This is a genomic window from Candidatus Pelagibacter ubique HTCC1062 (genome assembly GCF_000012345.1).
In the GTDB taxonomy this organism is placed as follows: domain Bacteria; phylum Pseudomonadota; class Alphaproteobacteria; order Pelagibacterales; family Pelagibacteraceae; genus Pelagibacter; species Pelagibacter ubiqueversans.
The window spans coordinates 479,958-495,660 of sequence record NC_007205.1 but is presented as its reverse complement, the minus strand read 5'-3'; the positions used below and the strand labels follow the sequence as shown (position 1 = coordinate 495,660).

Here is a 15,703-nt window from a genome sequence, read left to right as displayed (position 1 = left end):
CTTAAAGCGGCCATTTAAAACCAGGAATACCTAATCCACTTGTAGACTTAGAAATTTCTTCAGATGTCTTAGATTTTAATTCTGATTTTGCATTATTATGGGCAGCCACTATCAAATCTTCGATTATAATTTTATTTTCCTTTAATATTTCGTCAGAAAGGTCAATTTTGATCATTTCATTTTCACCATTTAAAGTAACCTTTACAGAATTTGAACCAGACGTTCCTTCTACCTGAATGTTCTTTATTTTTTCTTGGCTCTCTTTCATTTTAGCCTCTAATTCTTTTGCTTTATCTAAAATTTTTGTAAAATCAGTCATTCTTTAATCTTCTTTTCTAGGTTTAACATCAATAAGTTCTGCATCAGGGAAATTTTTTAAAATATCTTTATAAATTGAGGAGTTCTTTACACTTTCTATCAGTTCTTTTTTTTCATTAATTTCTTCTTCTTTTTTTGATGGCTGTCCTTTGGTTTTGCTTAGACTTATAATCCATCTTTCATTGGTCCATTCAAAAAGTTTTGTTGAAAGATCTTTAATAAAATCTTTATCTAAATCTTCATTAAATGAAATTTCAATTCTTTTGTTCTCAAAACTTACAAGGTTAACATTTTTTTCTAATTCATATTTTAATTTAATCTCTTTTTTAGAAGAGCATGCTTTTAATAGATCATCAAATGAATTTATAAGACTGGTATTTGTTTCAATGTTATTATTTTCTTTTTCTTTGATATCTTTTTCCTGAACAATATTTTTCATTTGACCTATTGTTTCAGATTTATCTTTTATTCCAAAGATATCTTCGTTTGTTTTTTTTGGTGAAAAAGATGTTTGGTTTTCACTTTCAACTAATAGTTTGCTATCTTCTTTATATTTTTCACTTTCCTGTTTAATGCTTTTTAAATGAATTAATCTAATTAAGAACATTTCCATTGATAAATGTTGATTAGAAACAATATCAAGCTCCTCAAGTGTTTTAATAGTAAATTGCCAAAATAATATTAGGGTCTCATTGTTAACTTTTTCTGAAAGATCTTTAATTTTATTAAACTCTTCATCATTCAATAAAAAATTATTACCATCCAAATTTAGTGAATCAATATTTTTAAAATAATATAAGAGCTCTAAGAAATCATTAATAAAAATTTTTGGTTCAACACCCTGGTTATATATTTCTCTGTAAGTGTTGAGAACTTCAGTTTCTTTACCTTCAAATATTAATTCAAATAAATCAATTAATTGAGACTTATCAAAATAACCAAATATTTTTTGTGCTGCTGCAAGATCTAATTCTTTGTCTTTATCCAAAGTAAGTAGAGCTCTATCAAGTAACGATAGCGCATCCCTAACTGAACCCTCAGAAATTTTAACAATTAATTTAAGAGCATCATCTGATGCGTTACCATTTTCTTTTTCTTTAATTTTCCTAATAAAATCAAACAACTCTAAAGATTTAATTCTAGATAAATCAAATCTTTGACAACGTGAGACTACTGTAATTGGAATTTTTTTTATTTCTGTTGTTGCAAAGATAAATTTTAAATATTCTGGCGGCTCCTCTAAGGTTTTTAACAATGCATTGAATGCTTGTTTGCTAAGCATGTGAACTTCATCAATTATAAATATTTTATATTTAGCAGTAGTTGGGCCATATCTAGAAAATTCAATAAGGTCTCTTACATCGTCCACCCCTGTTTTACTTGCTGCATCCATTTCCAATACATCAATATGATTTGAGTTAGAAATGGCATTACAATTTTCACAAAGTTCCTCTTTACACAAATTATCTATTCCATTTGAACAATTTAGAGATTTTGCAACAATCCTTGCTGTTGTCGTTTTTCCTATTCCTCTAATTCCAGTAAAAAGATAGGCATTAGGCACTTTATTAGCCTTAATAGAGTTAGAAATTGTTTCCGCAACAACATCTTGCCCTATAAGATCATTAAATGTCTGAGGTCTGTACTTTAAAGCTAAAACTTTTGTATTTTTATTCATTTTATATAAAGGAGACTAGAACCTGAATAACTGTCTCTACGACTGCTTCCGTTAAGATCTGGTCGGGTTCAAGCAGTATCCACCTCTAGCCTCCAAAACTATTATAACAGTAATGTTTTCAATTCTACAAGAAAACTTTCTAAGTTATTTTTCTCTAAACTTATCAGCCTCAAAAACACCTAGTACGTGAAAATCTTGGCAATGAAGTCCTAATTCTTCTAAAGACTTTTGTACTTTTGGATTGTCTATGTGTCCCTCTAAATCACATAAGAAAAAATATGACTCAAAGGAATTTTGCTCTGGATAGCTTTGAAGTTTTGTAAGGTTAACTCCATTGATCGCAAAGCCACCTAATGATTGATAGAGAGCTGCAGGCTTACTTTTTAACTTAAATAGAAAAGAAGTTATGTATTTTTTATCACCAAAATCAGGCTGTAAAACTTCATTACCCATTACCAAAAACCTCGTAGCATTTCCTTTTTCATTTTCAATATTTTTTGAAAGTATTTTTAGATCATAAATTTCAGCACTTAAAGTAGAGGCAATTGCAGCTTCTGTTTTAATTTTAGACTTTGAAATTGTCTCAGCTGAACCAGCAGTATCTGCACGAATATGTTCAACTAAATTATTTTTTTTAATAAATTTAGAGCACTGTGATAAAGCTTGAGCGTGAGAATAAACATCTTTGATATCACTTAAATTGCTATCTGGCTGTCCTAATAAATTATGTTCAATTTTCTGAAAATGTTCCGCATAAATATTAAGTCTATACTTAAAAATAAGATATTCGATTCCAATATTTCCTGTAATTCGATTTGATTCTGGAATTACCATTCTCGAATTTTTATCTTGAGATGTTTTTAAAAAACATTCATCAAATGTCTTACATGGAATTATTTCTGCTTTAGGATCTATTTCTAGAGCTGCTAAATGTGAATAAGCACCGAACGTTCCTTGAAAATAAATTTTGGTCATTTTAGGATTTATATTCCATAATTTTTTTTATAGCTAGATAATCTTCTTTTGTATCTACACCAATGGGAGAAAAGTTTGCCAAAGCAACGTTGATTTTCAGATCATTATCTAATGCTCTTAACTGTTCTAATCTATTTTTTTTTTCTTTAAATGTTTGGTCCAGACTAACAAATTTTTTTAATGTACTTGTTTTATACGAATAGATTCCAATATGATGATAAATATTTTGATCATTTCTTGAAAAACCATCTCTAGTAAAATTTAATGCTATTGGAAAATTATTCTTTTCTAATTTTGTTTCTGTAATAACCTTAACTATATTTTGATCAATTAACATTTTATCATTTTTAATTTCTGCTGCTAGCGTTCCAATTCCAGAATTACTATTAATCATAAAGTTATTTAAATTTATAATATCATTTTTATTGATATTTGGTTCATCCCCTTGCAGGTTTAATATAAAATCAATGTCTTTAATATTAAGCTTTTCGTAAGCCTCAAAAATTCTATCTGTGCCAGTTTTGTGAGTGTTACTCGTCAAAACAGCTCTACCACCATTTTTTTCAACATCATCGAGTATTTCTTGATCTTCGGTTGCTACTACTACCTCGCCAATATTTGTTTCTTCTGCCCTTTTAAAAACATGAGAAATTATTGATAAATTATTAATTGTTAAAAGCGGTTTACCTGGCAATCTACTTGCTGACATTCTTGATGGAATTAATATTAATGTTTTAGCCATTATAAATTTACCAATTTGTGCGTCTAACAGACGCAAAATTAAAAATTAAAAATTAAGTATTTTTTTAATTATCATGTTATATCTGCAAAATAATAAAATTTATATGGATTCGTTCGAGCTTAATAAAATTATTGCTGCTATTTTAATGGTTGCACTTCTTGTAATTGGTTTAGGAAAAGTTGCCGACGGTGTCTTTCATGTAAATAAACCAGAAAATCCAGGGTATCAAGTTGAAGTAGAAGGACAACCAGCTTCCACAGTATCTCAAGTTGCTGAAGTTGAGCAAAAAGTAGACATTGCCGCTATAATGGCTCTAGGCGATGTAACTTTAGGTGAAAAAATTTTTAAAAAATGTGCAGCATGTCACTCTATTGAAAAAGGTGGTCCAAATAAAATTGGTCCTGCTCTTTATAACGTAGTGGGCAGTAAAGTAGGTGCTGTAGAAGACTACAAATATTCTAAAACTTTAGCCTCATATGGTAAAGACTGGACTTTTGAAGAACTCAATGGTTTTTTAACAAAACCTAGCTCATATTTGAAAGGAACAAAAATGTCTTACGCTGGCTTGAGAAAAGAAGCAGATAGAGCCTCGATTATTAAGTACCTAAATCAAAATAGTGATAGCCCTAAACAGCTACCTTAATTTACCAAAACAATATAATAAAATACTTTTTTGAACATGCACTCTATTTAGAGCCTGCAGCCATACTTCAGAATTTTTTCCCAAAAAAACATCTGCTGCAACCTCTTCTCCCCTTGGAAGACAGTGTAAAAAAGTTGTATCTTTTTTAGCAAAACTCATCAATTTTGAATTGATTTGAAAGTTTCTAAAATCTTTAATTTTTTTATTTTTATTAACTTTATCGTTCAATGAAATTACTTTATCTGAAAAAATTACATCAGCATTTTTAACTGCTTTTTTAGCATCATAAAAGATGTGAATTTTTCTTTTATTTTTTTTTACCCAATCTAATACAAATTTTTTAGGCCCATAATTCTTGGGACAACCAATATTTAAGTTGAAAGAAAATTTAACTGAAGCAGCAATCAAACTATTTAGAACATTATTAGAATCTCCAATCCAACAAATATTTAATTTGGAAATAGATTTTTTTTTAATTTCTTCAACTGTGAAAATATCTGATAGCACTTGTGTTGGATGAGACGATGGACTTAGACCATTTATTACTGGTATCTTTAAGTATCTGCTAAATTCTTCTATTTTTTTATCACTGTCAGTTCTCAGCATAAAACCATCCCCATAAGTTGATAAAATTTTAGCAGTATCTGCTAGACTTTCCCCACCTTTTCCTAGGTGTAATTCATTAGCTCTAAGTGTTATAGTTCCTCCACCTAGTTGTTTTATTGCAAGGTAAAAACTTAATCGCGTTCTCAAACTTGCTTTTTCAAACATTTGAATGAGTAACTTGCCTTTTAAAGGTTTATCTTTATCAACTTCTAAAGTGTTATAATTTTTTCTTTTTTGTTTTCTGTTCTTTGCATCAATGATGATTTTTTTAAGATCTGCTGAAGGTATATCTTTAAGGTTGATGAAATGTTTCATATTTATTTATAAGTAGAACACACTTTTTCAATAATATTTATTGCTATTTTTATTTCTTCTTTTTTAACATTAAGAGGAGGTAATATTCTAATAACATTTTCAGCCGCTCTAATTGTTAATAATTTATTATCCATTAGTTTCTGTATAAATTTTGTTTGATCATTATGAAGTTGTAATCCTATTAATAAACCAACACCTCTTACTTCTTTAATTATTTTAGGAAACTTTTTTCTCAATATATTTAATTCTGAATGAAAATATTTTGATAATTTTTTAACATTTGAAAGAAATCCTTTTTTTGATATTTGATCTAAAACTGCATTTCCAACAGACATAGCTAGTGGGTTGCCACCAAATGTTGACCCATGAGTTCCAGCTGTCATTCCTGATGCTACCTTTTTATTCATTAAAACTGCACCTAACGGAAACCCACCTCCAATTCCTTTTGCTATTGGAACAATATCGGGCTTAATTTTCGAATTTTCAAATGCAAAAAAATTTCCACTTCTTCCAATTCCACACTGGACTTCATCTAAAATTAATAAAATTTTTTTCTTATCACAAATTTTTCTTAATTCTTTTAAACACCAATTGGGTATAACTTTAATTCCTCCTTCTCCCATCACAGTTTCAACCATAATAGCAGCCGTTTTTTTTGTTATTTTTTTTTTAAAATCTTTATGATTTCCAAATTCAAAATGGTCAAATCCATCAACTTTCGGTCCAAAGCCCTCCGTCATCTTCTTTGATCCACTAGCATAAATTGTAGCTAATGTTCTTCCATGAAATGAATTTTTAACACAAAGAATTCTATTTTTTGAAGGTTGTCCTATCGAATAAAAATACCTTCTAGCAACTTTAATTGCTGCTTCTGTGGCTTCTGCTCCACTATTTTGGAAAATAATAAAATCTGCAAAAGTTTTTTTTGCCAATCTTTTAGCCAATTTTTCTCCCTCTGGAATGATAAATGCATTAGAAACATGCCAAAGTTTTTTAGATTGTTTGTTAACTGCTTTTATTAAATTTGGGTTTGCATGCCCCAAGGAATTTACTGCTATTCCCTGAACAAAGTCTAAATATTTTTTTCCATTAGTAGAATATAAAAAACTTCCCTTACCATATTTAAAAGAGATTTTTTTTCTATTATAATTTTTTGCTAAAGCGCTCATTAACTAAGATTTAATTTTATAACCTTTTTTGTAAAGAAGAAAAGCAACATACCACATGAGAACACTTAATATAATTAGATAGATTAAGCCTACTGTTATCGATCCATCTGATTTTCCTAAGAAGCCATATCTAAACCCATCGATCATATAAAAAAATGGATTAATATGACTTATCGTTTGAAAAAATTGTGGAAGTTTATCTATTGAATAAAATACTCCAGATAAAAAACTTAATGGAGTTATTATAAAATTTATTACAGTTGCTGTATGATCAAATTTTTCAGCCCAAAGACCGGTGATAAAACCTAAGCTTCCCAAAATAAATGCTCCTAAAAAACCAAAGACAAAAATATAAAAGATATTATAAATTGTGATATCAACTATTAATGAAAAGACAGCTATTGAAATTATAGCTATTAAAAAACTTCTTGTTAAGGCAGCCAATATTATTGCCATTGATACTTCAAGGGCTGATAATGGTGCATAGAGCATATCAACAATATTTCCTTGAATTTTTCCTATCATTAGTGAAGAAACAGAGTGACTAAATGATTGTGTTAAGATGCTCATCGCAATTAAACCAGGAGCTAAAAAATTTATAAAAGAATAGCCAAGTACATCTCCTCTATTATTGCCTAAAGCTAGGGATAGAACTGATAAAAATAATAAACTTGAAACAAGTGGAGATAACAAAGTTTGCTGCCAAACTGCCATGAACCTGTTACACTCTTTAAGCCATAGACTTTTAAAGCCAATCCAATTTACAAAGCCAAACTTTTTAACTCCGATATGATATTTTTTATCCAATTCAACCATAAGTAATCATATATAAATTTTAAAAAAAGATGTGTATAAAACAGAAAAATCCGTTGTCTTTTTTTTAATCTTGTGTGATCTGTATATAGTTATAAAAATTAATTAACATACTAAATATAGAATATGAGCTGGAACGAAGAAAAAGTAGAAAAGTTAAAAGAACTTTGGGGCAAAGGAAGCACTGCAAGCCAAATAGCTGAAATAATCGGTGGTATAAGTAGAAATGCAGTAATTGGTAAAGCTCATAGATTAAATTTATCATCAAAAATTAAAACTAGAAATGCATCTTCAAGCCAAAATTTTGATAATAGTTCAGAAGAAAATTCTTCTAAGCAAAAAAGAGGCCGAAAAAGTAAGTTTCAATCCTTAATTATTGAAAAAGATTTTGAACCAGAAAATCCTAAGAAATTAGAAGAACTAGACGAGAGCTCTTGTAAATGGCCTATAGGTCATCCTGAAGAACAATCATTTTATTTTTGTGGGCGATCGTCTTTAAAAGATTTTTCATATTGCAAACTTCATTTGCTATATGCCTATCAGCCAAAAGGAAGAAAAGAAGAGCCTGTAGCTGATAAAGATGAAGAGACACCTCAGTATATTGATAAAAAAATTAATACTGCTTAATAATTATTAATTTAATTAATCTTAATTTTTTATTTCTTATTCTTCCCATTAAACCCTCTAATCAGAGATTTTATGATTAGATAAATTAGATAAGAGAAAATTGAGAATATTAAAAAATAAATAATATTAATTATCATAAATAATCATACAATTTTAGTATAGGAAATTCTATTAAGAATTAGCAGGGTTATATTTTTTTGTAGAAAATTGCCCACCTTCTCTCCACATATAGCTATATTTTTCTACTTCATTATCAAATACTCTTGTGCTTGGAACCCCAATATCAGCATTAGTTTGATATTTACCTGAAGGAACATTATCATATTTTAAAAGCGTAAGCTGATCTATTGTTAGGAGTGGTTTTGGAAATAATTGAAAAACTTTAGCAGACATAGTTGCTACAAAAAGAGGTAATGGTACTAATAATCTTTTTTTATCTATTAAATGTAATAATTTTTTTAAAATTTCTTTTAAGGATAAGATGTCAGGCCCAACACACTCTATAATTTTCGAGTAAATACTTTTAGAGACAACATGATAAATGGTATCAGTTAAATCCGAACAATGTATTGGAGCAAATTTAGTTGATCCATTATAATAAAGAGGGAAAAATGGAAGTCTACTGAGTAAAGTCATAAAAGACGTAGTAAAATTATCATCAACTGAATAAACTACAGAAGGCCTTAATATTGTTGCTAAAGGAAAATTTTTTTGAATATTAAGTTCGCCATCTAATTTACTTTTTGCATACTCTGAGTCTGGTGCATCATTTATCCCTAATGCTGACAAATGAATAAATTGCTGAACTTTATATTCCTTACAAAGTTTAGATAAAATAGATGGAAAAATAGAGTGAATATTTTTGAAAGTATTGCCCTTGCCACTTTCATATAAAATACCAATTAAATTTATACAAATATCAGTTTGAGAGAAAAGCTTTCTAATTTTTTTTTCATCAAAGATATTAGCTTCAACAATGTCTATGTAACCTGCATTAGCTTGAGTTTTTATTGCATATCCTTTTTGATGAAGGTTTCTAGTAACCACAGTTACTTTATAATTATTTTTAGTAAGCTTTCTTATTAAATGACGACCTATTTGACCACTACCGCCAAAAATTAGACAATTTTTTGCTTTCATATATATATAATTAAAAATGAATATTGATATTAAACTTCACAAGAATGATCTACCAGAAGATTTAGATTTAGGCAATATTATAGCGGTTGATGGAGAGTTTATGGGTCTCAATGTTAAGCGTGATCCTTTATGCCTTATTCAAATATCAACTGGTAATTCTGATGCTCATATTATCCAGCTTGATAGGGAAAAATATGATGCTCCAAACTTAAATAAAGTTCTTTCTGACGCATCAATCATAAAAATATTTCATTATGGTAGGGCGGACATGGCTCACATTAAGCATTACCTGAAAACAGAAACTAATAATATTCTTGATACAAAAATAGCTTCAAAATTAGCTAGATCCTATTCTGATAGTCACTCCCTAAAAACATTAATTAAAGAATTTATGAACGTAGATGTAAGTAAACAATTTCAAAGTTCAGACTTTGGAGGAGAGCTATCTCCAGCACAATTAAAATATTGTGCTAATGATGTTATTTATTTGCATAAAATTCATGAAGAATTAAATAAAATTCTAGTAAGAGAAAAGCGAATTGATTTATATAAGAGCTGTTTAGCATTTTTAAAAACTAGAGTTGATCTTGATTTGGCTTTATTTAAAGACGATATATGGTCTCATTAAATGAAAAAAAGAAATTATAAAAAAATTGCAAAGAGTGTAATTGATCTTGAAATCAAAGCTTTAAAAAAATTAAAAGATTCAATTAATAATTCTTTTAATGAAGCGGTAGAATCGTTGGCAAACTGTCAATCAAAAGTGATATTATGTGGGGTAGGCAAAAGTGGATTAATAGCAGCAAAAATTTCAGCAACACTTTCCTCTGTTGGCACACCTTCATTTTCACTATCTGCAAATGACTGTTCTCATGGTGATCTTGGTAGTATTTCAAAAAAAGATATTTTAATTTTGATAAGTTATTCTGGTTCCACAGAAGAGTTAAAAAATATTATTAAATATGCAAATCGAAATAAAATCACTCTAATAGGAATAATGTCTAAAAAAAATTCGATATTATACAAAGCGTCTGATATCAAACTCCTTATTCCAGAAGTAACTGAAGCAGGTCTTGGTATCGTTCCAACTTCAAGCACAATTAATCAATTGAGCATAGGTGATGCGTTGGCAGTAGCAGTTTTAAATAAAAAAAATATTAATAAAAAAGATTTTAAAAAATTTCATCCCTCTGGAAATCTTGGTGCACAACTTAGAACTGTTGAAGAATTAATGATCACAGGAAAAAAAATTCCATTTGTAAATGAAAGCTTAAATATGAAAAAAGCTTTACAAATTATTTCAAATAAAAAACTTGGTACTTTAATTGTTCAAAATAATAAGAAAATCACTACAGGAATAATTACTGATGGCCAAATTAGAAGAGTTAATGCAATGAGCAATAATCTCCAAGATCTATCTGTCAAAAAGGTTATGACCAAAAACCCTATAAGCATCAATCTAGACACTCTTGCTGAAAAAGCTTTATCTATAATGAATGCAAAGAAAATCACTTCATTATGTGTTCACAAAGATAAAAACAAAAAAAAGACAATTGGAATTTTACATATTCACAACATACTTCATTCAAATATTCGTTAAATGAATAAAAAAACAGGCCTACAAGTTGTAATGGTTCTTATTATTATCCTTATTTCATTATGGTTTTATTTAAAGTACTTCACTGAGAATTTTGAAGATGTAAAGGAAACTCAAGTTAAAGAAAAAATTGATGAAAATCAAAATAGCAACTCAACCTATATTGATGATATTAATTATGTTTCTACCGATGTTAAAGGTAATAAATATCAGATCACTGCAAAACAAGCTGAAATTAAAGTTGAAAATTCTGACGTGATGTTTTTAAGAGACGTTGTAGCTTTTATTTTTATAAAAGATTCAGACACAGTTAAAATTACTTCTAATTTTGGCAAATATAATTCAAAAAATTATGATACTATTTTTTCTGAAAATGTAATAGTTATTTACCCAAGACATAAGATATCAGGAGAATACTTGGATTTTTCCTTTTTAAGTAATCTTGGGACATTTACTGAAAATGTCGTTTATGCTGGAGAAAAAACAAATTTATATGCTGATAAAATTGAAATGAATCTTACTACCAAAGACACTAAAATTTTTATGAATGATACTGGAAAAAAAGTATTAATCGAAGGAACTAAGTAATATGGGTGTAATAAAAAAATTTAGGATTAAATCTTTTAAAAACCCTCAGCCCTTTATCTCTCTAGAAAATATATCATTATCATTTGGTAAGAGAAAAATTTTAGACAACGTAAGCTTTAAGATTAATCATGGACAAATTTTAGGAATGTTAGGACCAAATGGAGTTGGAAAATCAACAATTTTTAATTTAATCACAGGTTTAATTAAACCTGACTTTGGTAAAATTAAATTTGAGGGGATTGATGTTGTTGATTACCCAATATATTTGAGAACAACAAAATTTAGAATTGGGTATGTTCCTCAATACGGTGGTTATTTTAGTGATCTTACTTTATTAGAAAATTTAAAAGCAATAGCAGAAATCGTAATCGACGATAAAAATTTAATTCATCATAAGATTGATATGCTTATAGCTAAATTTGAATTAGACGCTATCAGAGATATAAAAGCAAAGTTTCTATCTGGTGGACAAAAAAAGAAGCTAGTAATTGCTCTTGCCTTATTAAGTGACCCAAAGGTGCTTTTACTTGATGAGTGTTTCGCAGCACTAGATGTTCTGACTATTAAGATGCTACAGGAAATCATTGTTAATTTACAAACAGAAAGCAACATAACTATTTGTATTTGTGATCACCAAGCGCGAGATCTTCTTTCTTGTGTGGATGTAGCAGTCATTTTATCAAACTGTAAGATTGTAGCGCAAGGATCTCCTAATGAATTGATTAATAACACTGAGGCCAAAAATGCTTATTTCGGTGACTCTTTTAAATTTAATTAAAGCATGTCAAAAACACTCATAATTAAAGATAAAATAAAAAAATTTAATAAACAGATAAGAGTTAGTGGAGATAAGAGTTTAAGTATAAGATGGGTTCTTTTAGCTTCTCAAGCAATTGGAAAATCAAAAGGTTACAACCTTTTAATGTCAGAAGATGTATTAGCTGCAATTGATAGCATCAAAAAACTTGGCATAAAAGTGCGGATACAAAAAAATTACTGTGAAATAGTAGGCAATGGAATTAATGGCTTTAAATACATTAAAAACTTAACAATAGATGCTAAAAATTCCGGAACACTTGGTAGATTAATTTTAGGTCTTTTAATTAAATCTCCTAAAAAGATAAAGATAATTGGTGACAAAAGTTTATCTAAAAGAGATTTTTCAAGAGTAACCACACCTCTAAGAAAATTCGGAGTTAAATTTTTTTATAAAATAAAGAATAAACTGCCTTTAACAATTCTTGGCACACAATCAGCAAAAGGTATTAAATATTTTGAGAACAAAGGTTCAGCTCAATGCAAAAGTAGCGTAATGCTTGCAGCATTGAATGCATCAGGAACAACCTCTATTAAAGCAAAGAAATCAAGAAATCACACAGAATTACTTTTTAAATATTTAAAAATTCCAATCAAGGTAAGAAAGACTAAAAAATTTGATTTTATAGATATTAAAAAACCAAAAAAAATTATTGCCTTCAATTATCAAATTCCAGGAGATATAAGCTCAAGTGCTTTTTTTATGGTACTAACAACGCTTGCTGATAATTCAAAACTTTTAATTAAGAATGTAAATATCAATCCTTCTAGAGTAGGAGTTATTACAATCTTAAAAAAAATGGGAGCCAAAATAACACTTGAAAACCAAAAAAATTATAGAGGAGAAAAAATTTCTGATATTTTAATAAAAAGTTCAAAAAAACTTAAAGCTATTAATTGTCCAGTTGAATTAAATAGTAGTGCCATTGATGAATTTTTGGTTATTTTTTTAATTGCAGCAAAAGCAAAAGGTATTTCTTATTTTAAAGACCTTTCAGAACTAAACCAAAAAGAAAGTCCAAGATTAATTTGGGGTTCTAAAATTTTAAATATGATGGGTATAAAAACAGATTTAACAAACGATTCTATTAAGATTTATGGACAACCTGATTTAGAAATAAAAAAACCAATAACTGTTAAAAACTATCTAAAGGATCATAGAGTTTTTATGATGAGCACAATTGCTGCTTTAACCTTTGGTGGAAAATGGAAAATTTATGATAAAGACTCTATAAACACTTCCTTTCCATCTTTTTTGAAGATAATTAAAAATATAAACCATTCATCACTATGAAGCTTAAAAAAAAAATTAAAATCGCTATAGACTCACCTGCTGCTGCTGGTGCCGGCACTCAAGCAAAATTAATTTCTAAATATTTTAACTTATTTTATTTAGATACAGGAAAAATTTATAGATTAATTGCAAATATTAAACTTACTCAACCAAATAAGTATAGTCATAGTTTAATAAAAAAAAAGATGCTCAAATTAACTATGAAAGATTTGCAAAATAAAAAATTGTTATCAGATGAAGTTGGAACAATGGCATCAATTATATCAAAAGATAAAAAAATAAGAAAACTTGTTCATGCATTTCAAATTAAAAGCGCTTATCATCCTCCCAAAAAGTATAATGGATCTTGTTTAGATGGAAGAGACATAACTTATAAGATAATTCCTGATGCTGATTTTAAATTTTTTATAACAGCAAATACTAAGACTAGAGCTTTAAGAAGGTATAAAGAGTTAAAAGGACTAAATAAGAAAATATCTTTTAATGAAGTCCTAAAAAGTATCAAAAACCGTGACAAAAGTGACTATAATAGAAAAGTTTCACCTCTTATGAGAACTCGAGATTCGGTCTTGATTAATACCACGAATTTAACTAAAAGATCATGCTTTTTAAAAATTAAACAAATTATGGATAGGAAACTAAAAGCTTAATGGAAATTTATAAAGACCTTTCAAACCCCGCCTCTAAAGAATTCGAACAATTACTAAATTCACAGTTTACTAAAACAGCAAATCTTGAAGAAGGAAAAATTATTACAGGTGTAGTAAACAAAGTTACTGATAACTTTGTATTTCTTGAAGTACCTGGTTTAAAATCAGAGCCTATCTTAGATATTAATGAATTAAAAAGCATGGGTATGCTTGATAAAGCAAAAGTGGGTGAAAAAATTTCTGTTCTTCTTGAAAGGTTAGAAGATAAAAAAGGTGAAGTACTAGTATCAGCTTCAAAAGCTCAAAAAATTCAAGGTTGGGACAAACTTGTTGAAGCGTATGAAAAAAATGAACCTATCATGGGTAAAATTACTGGACGTGTTAAAGGTGGATGCATAGTTGAACACATCGATACTGGTTCTTTAATGTTTTTACCTGGATCTCAAATTTCAGATAAACCATTAAAAGACATTAGTCATTTAATGAATGAGCCTCAAAAATTTGCTCTAATAAAATTAGATAAAGTTAGAGGAAACGCATGTGTTTCTAGAAGAGAAATAATCTCTTCATTTAAAAAAGAAGATAAAATTAAAATTGTCGAAAAATTCAAAGTTGGGGATATAATTAAAGGTGCTGAAGTAAAAGGCTACAGTTCATTTGGTTGTTTTTTTAGTGTTAATGGTGAGCTTGATGTTTTAGTTCACTTACAAGAAATTTCTTATTCAAGAGTTAATCACCCTGATGAAGTTTTTACAATTGGTGAGAAACATGACCTTAAAGTAATCAGTGTTGATCTTGAAAAGCTTCAGGTTGGTTGTTCAGTAAAACAACTTACACCAGACCCTTTTGAAAACATTTCAAATTATGAACTAAACAAAATCTATAAAGTAAAAGTCGTTAAGCTTATGGACTTTGGAGCTTTTTGTGAGCTTGAAAAAGGATTATCAACTTTATTGCACTCAAGTGAATTAAGTTGGACTAAAAAAAATATTTCTGCAAAAAAAATGTTTAAAGTTGGAGATGAAATTGATTGTGTAATCACTGAAATTGATAAAGAAAAAAGAAGAGTGGCAATATCTCACCGTTTAACAACTGATAACCCTTTTGAAACATTTGAAAAAACTTACCCAATTGGATCTGAGGTTGAGGGTGAAGTTGCAAGTAAAAATGAATATTCTATTTTCTTAAAAGTTGATGGCTTAGATATTGATGCTTTCTTGCATTGTAATGATTTAACTTACCTAAATAATGGTGAAGAAGAATTAGCTAAATATAAAATTGGCGATAAATTAAAAGTTAAAGTATTAGAAGTAAAAGCAGCAGAACAAAAAGTTAGAGTTGGCTTACGTCAAACTCAACCAGACCCTTTTGATTGGTTTAATGATAAAAAGGTTAAACAAACTATCACTGTTAAGATTATTTCAACTGACAACAAAGGTCTTGTTGTAAGACCTGAAGGCTGTGAAATGGACTTCATTATTAAAAAATCTGCAATAGCTATTAATGCTGCTGATGCAAGACCTGCTAGATTTACAGGTGGAGAAAGAATTGACTGTGCTATTCAAGAGTTAGATATAGATAAAAGAAAAGCAACATTAAGTATTAAACTTTTAGAAGAAATTGAGCGTAAAGTTGCACTAGATACTTATGGTTCTGAAGCAAGTGGTAAAAACTTACCTTTCTCATCATTATCTGATGATTTAGAGAAAAAGAAAAAAGAAGACGAATAAAA

The 15,703-nt window shown here is 28.6% G+C and carries 17 protein-coding genes; 9 read left to right on the top strand and 8 right to left on the bottom strand.

Translation table 11 applies throughout. The annotated features are described in order from the left end of the window. Nucleotide 1 precedes the first annotated feature (1 nt). The 4 genes from SAR11_RS02570 to kdsB form a co-directional block, all read right to left on the bottom strand. Nucleotides 2-319 carry a YbaB/EbfC family nucleoid-associated protein gene (locus SAR11_RS02570; protein WP_006997395.1) on the bottom strand — a complete coding sequence of 106 codons (318 nt, stop codon included), beginning with the start codon at nucleotides 317-319 and terminating at the stop codon, nucleotides 2-4. A 3-nt stretch (nucleotides 320-322) separates the two neighbouring features. After that, complete coding sequence (gene dnaX / locus SAR11_RS02565; RefSeq protein WP_011281761.1) at nucleotides 323-1,996, bottom strand: DNA polymerase III subunit gamma/tau; 1,674 nt, start codon at nucleotides 1,994-1,996, stop codon at nucleotides 323-325. 144 nt (nucleotides 1,997-2,140) lie between these two features. Next, nucleotides 2,141-2,971 carry a prephenate dehydratase gene (locus SAR11_RS02560; RefSeq protein WP_011281760.1) on the bottom strand — a complete coding sequence of 277 codons (831 nt, stop codon included), beginning with the start codon at nucleotides 2,969-2,971 and terminating at the stop codon, nucleotides 2,141-2,143. A 1-nt stretch (nucleotide 2,972) separates the two neighbouring features. After that, a complete protein-coding gene (kdsB, locus tag SAR11_RS02555; protein ID WP_011281759.1) occupies nucleotides 2,973-3,713 on the bottom strand; it encodes a 3-deoxy-manno-octulosonate cytidylyltransferase in 741 nt (246 codons plus the stop codon). 103 nt (nucleotides 3,714-3,816) lie between these two features. On the opposite strand from kdsB, the gene SAR11_RS02550 reads away from it, so the two are divergent. Continuing rightward, a complete protein-coding gene (locus SAR11_RS02550) occupies nucleotides 3,817-4,356 on the top strand; it encodes a c-type cytochrome (RefSeq protein WP_011281758.1) in 540 nt (179 codons plus the stop codon). Here SAR11_RS02550 and argF read toward each other — a convergent pair. From argF to SAR11_RS02535, 3 genes are read right to left on the bottom strand one after another with little or no spacing between them, the layout of a single operon-like run. Beyond that, the gene (gene argF / locus SAR11_RS02545) at nucleotides 4,348-5,277 is read right to left on the bottom strand and encodes an ornithine carbamoyltransferase (RefSeq protein WP_011281757.1); all 930 of its coding nucleotides are present in this window, start codon (nucleotides 5,275-5,277) and stop codon (nucleotides 4,348-4,350) included. The two genes, SAR11_RS02550 and argF, sit on opposite strands and share 9 nt — an antisense overlap. A 2-nt stretch (nucleotides 5,278-5,279) precedes the next feature. Then, the gene (locus SAR11_RS02540) at nucleotides 5,280-6,446 is read right to left on the bottom strand and encodes an aspartate aminotransferase family protein (protein WP_011281756.1); all 1,167 of its coding nucleotides are present in this window, start codon (nucleotides 6,444-6,446) and stop codon (nucleotides 5,280-5,282) included. A gap of 3 nt (nucleotides 6,447-6,449) precedes the next feature. Further along, nucleotides 6,450-7,262 carry an ABC transporter permease gene (locus tag SAR11_RS02535; RefSeq protein WP_041185777.1) on the bottom strand — a complete coding sequence of 271 codons (813 nt, stop codon included), beginning with the start codon at nucleotides 7,260-7,262 and terminating at the stop codon, nucleotides 6,450-6,452. Nucleotides 7,263-7,385: 123 nt separating this feature from the next. On the opposite strand from SAR11_RS02535, the gene SAR11_RS02530 reads away from it, so the two are divergent. Next, nucleotides 7,386-7,886: a GcrA family cell cycle regulator gene (locus tag SAR11_RS02530; RefSeq protein ID WP_006997403.1), complete on the top strand. Its 501-nt coding sequence runs from the start codon at nucleotides 7,386-7,388 to the stop codon at nucleotides 7,884-7,886. 171 nt (nucleotides 7,887-8,057) lie between these two features. On the opposite strand, the gene SAR11_RS02525 is transcribed toward SAR11_RS02530, so the two are convergent. Then, nucleotides 8,058-9,026, bottom strand: coding sequence for a complex I NDUFA9 subunit family protein (locus SAR11_RS02525; RefSeq protein WP_011281754.1), 969 nt, complete (start codon nucleotides 9,024-9,026; stop codon nucleotides 8,058-8,060). A gap of 16 nt (nucleotides 9,027-9,042) precedes the next feature. On the opposite strand from SAR11_RS02525, the gene SAR11_RS02520 reads away from it, so the two are divergent. From SAR11_RS02520 to SAR11_RS02490, 7 genes are read left to right on the top strand one after another with little or no spacing between them, the layout of a single operon-like run. Continuing rightward, the gene (locus SAR11_RS02520; RefSeq protein ID WP_011281753.1) at nucleotides 9,043-9,654 is read left to right on the top strand and encodes a ribonuclease D; all 612 of its coding nucleotides are present in this window, start codon (nucleotides 9,043-9,045) and stop codon (nucleotides 9,652-9,654) included. Then, nucleotides 9,655-10,626: a KpsF/GutQ family sugar-phosphate isomerase gene (locus SAR11_RS02515; protein WP_011281752.1), complete on the top strand. Its 972-nt coding sequence runs from the start codon at nucleotides 9,655-9,657 to the stop codon at nucleotides 10,624-10,626. It abuts the gene before it with no gap. Beyond that, entirely contained in the window at nucleotides 10,627-11,211 is a 585-nt protein-coding gene (gene lptC / locus SAR11_RS02510; RefSeq protein ID WP_011281751.1) for an LPS export ABC transporter periplasmic protein LptC, read from the top strand. A 1-nt stretch (nucleotide 11,212) separates the two neighbouring features. After that, nucleotides 11,213-11,989 (top strand): ATP-binding cassette domain-containing protein, encoded by a 777-nt coding sequence (locus SAR11_RS02505; RefSeq protein WP_011281750.1) that lies wholly within the window; start codon nucleotides 11,213-11,215, stop codon nucleotides 11,987-11,989. Nucleotides 11,990-11,992: 3 nt separating this feature from the next. Beyond that, entirely contained in the window at nucleotides 11,993-13,321 is a 1,329-nt protein-coding gene (gene aroA, locus SAR11_RS02500) for a 3-phosphoshikimate 1-carboxyvinyltransferase (RefSeq protein WP_011281749.1), read from the top strand. Then, entirely contained in the window at nucleotides 13,318-13,971 is a 654-nt protein-coding gene (locus tag SAR11_RS02495; protein ID WP_006997410.1) for a (d)CMP kinase, read from the top strand. Before aroA ends, SAR11_RS02495 begins: the two co-directional genes overlap by 4 nt. Continuing rightward, nucleotides 13,971-15,701, top strand: a complete 1,731-nt coding sequence (locus SAR11_RS02490) for a S1 RNA-binding domain-containing protein (RefSeq protein ID WP_006997411.1) — start codon at nucleotides 13,971-13,973, stop codon at nucleotides 15,699-15,701. The genes SAR11_RS02495 and SAR11_RS02490 overlap by 1 nt, the downstream gene beginning before the upstream one ends. The last annotated feature ends 2 nt before the right edge of the window (nucleotides 15,702-15,703 follow it).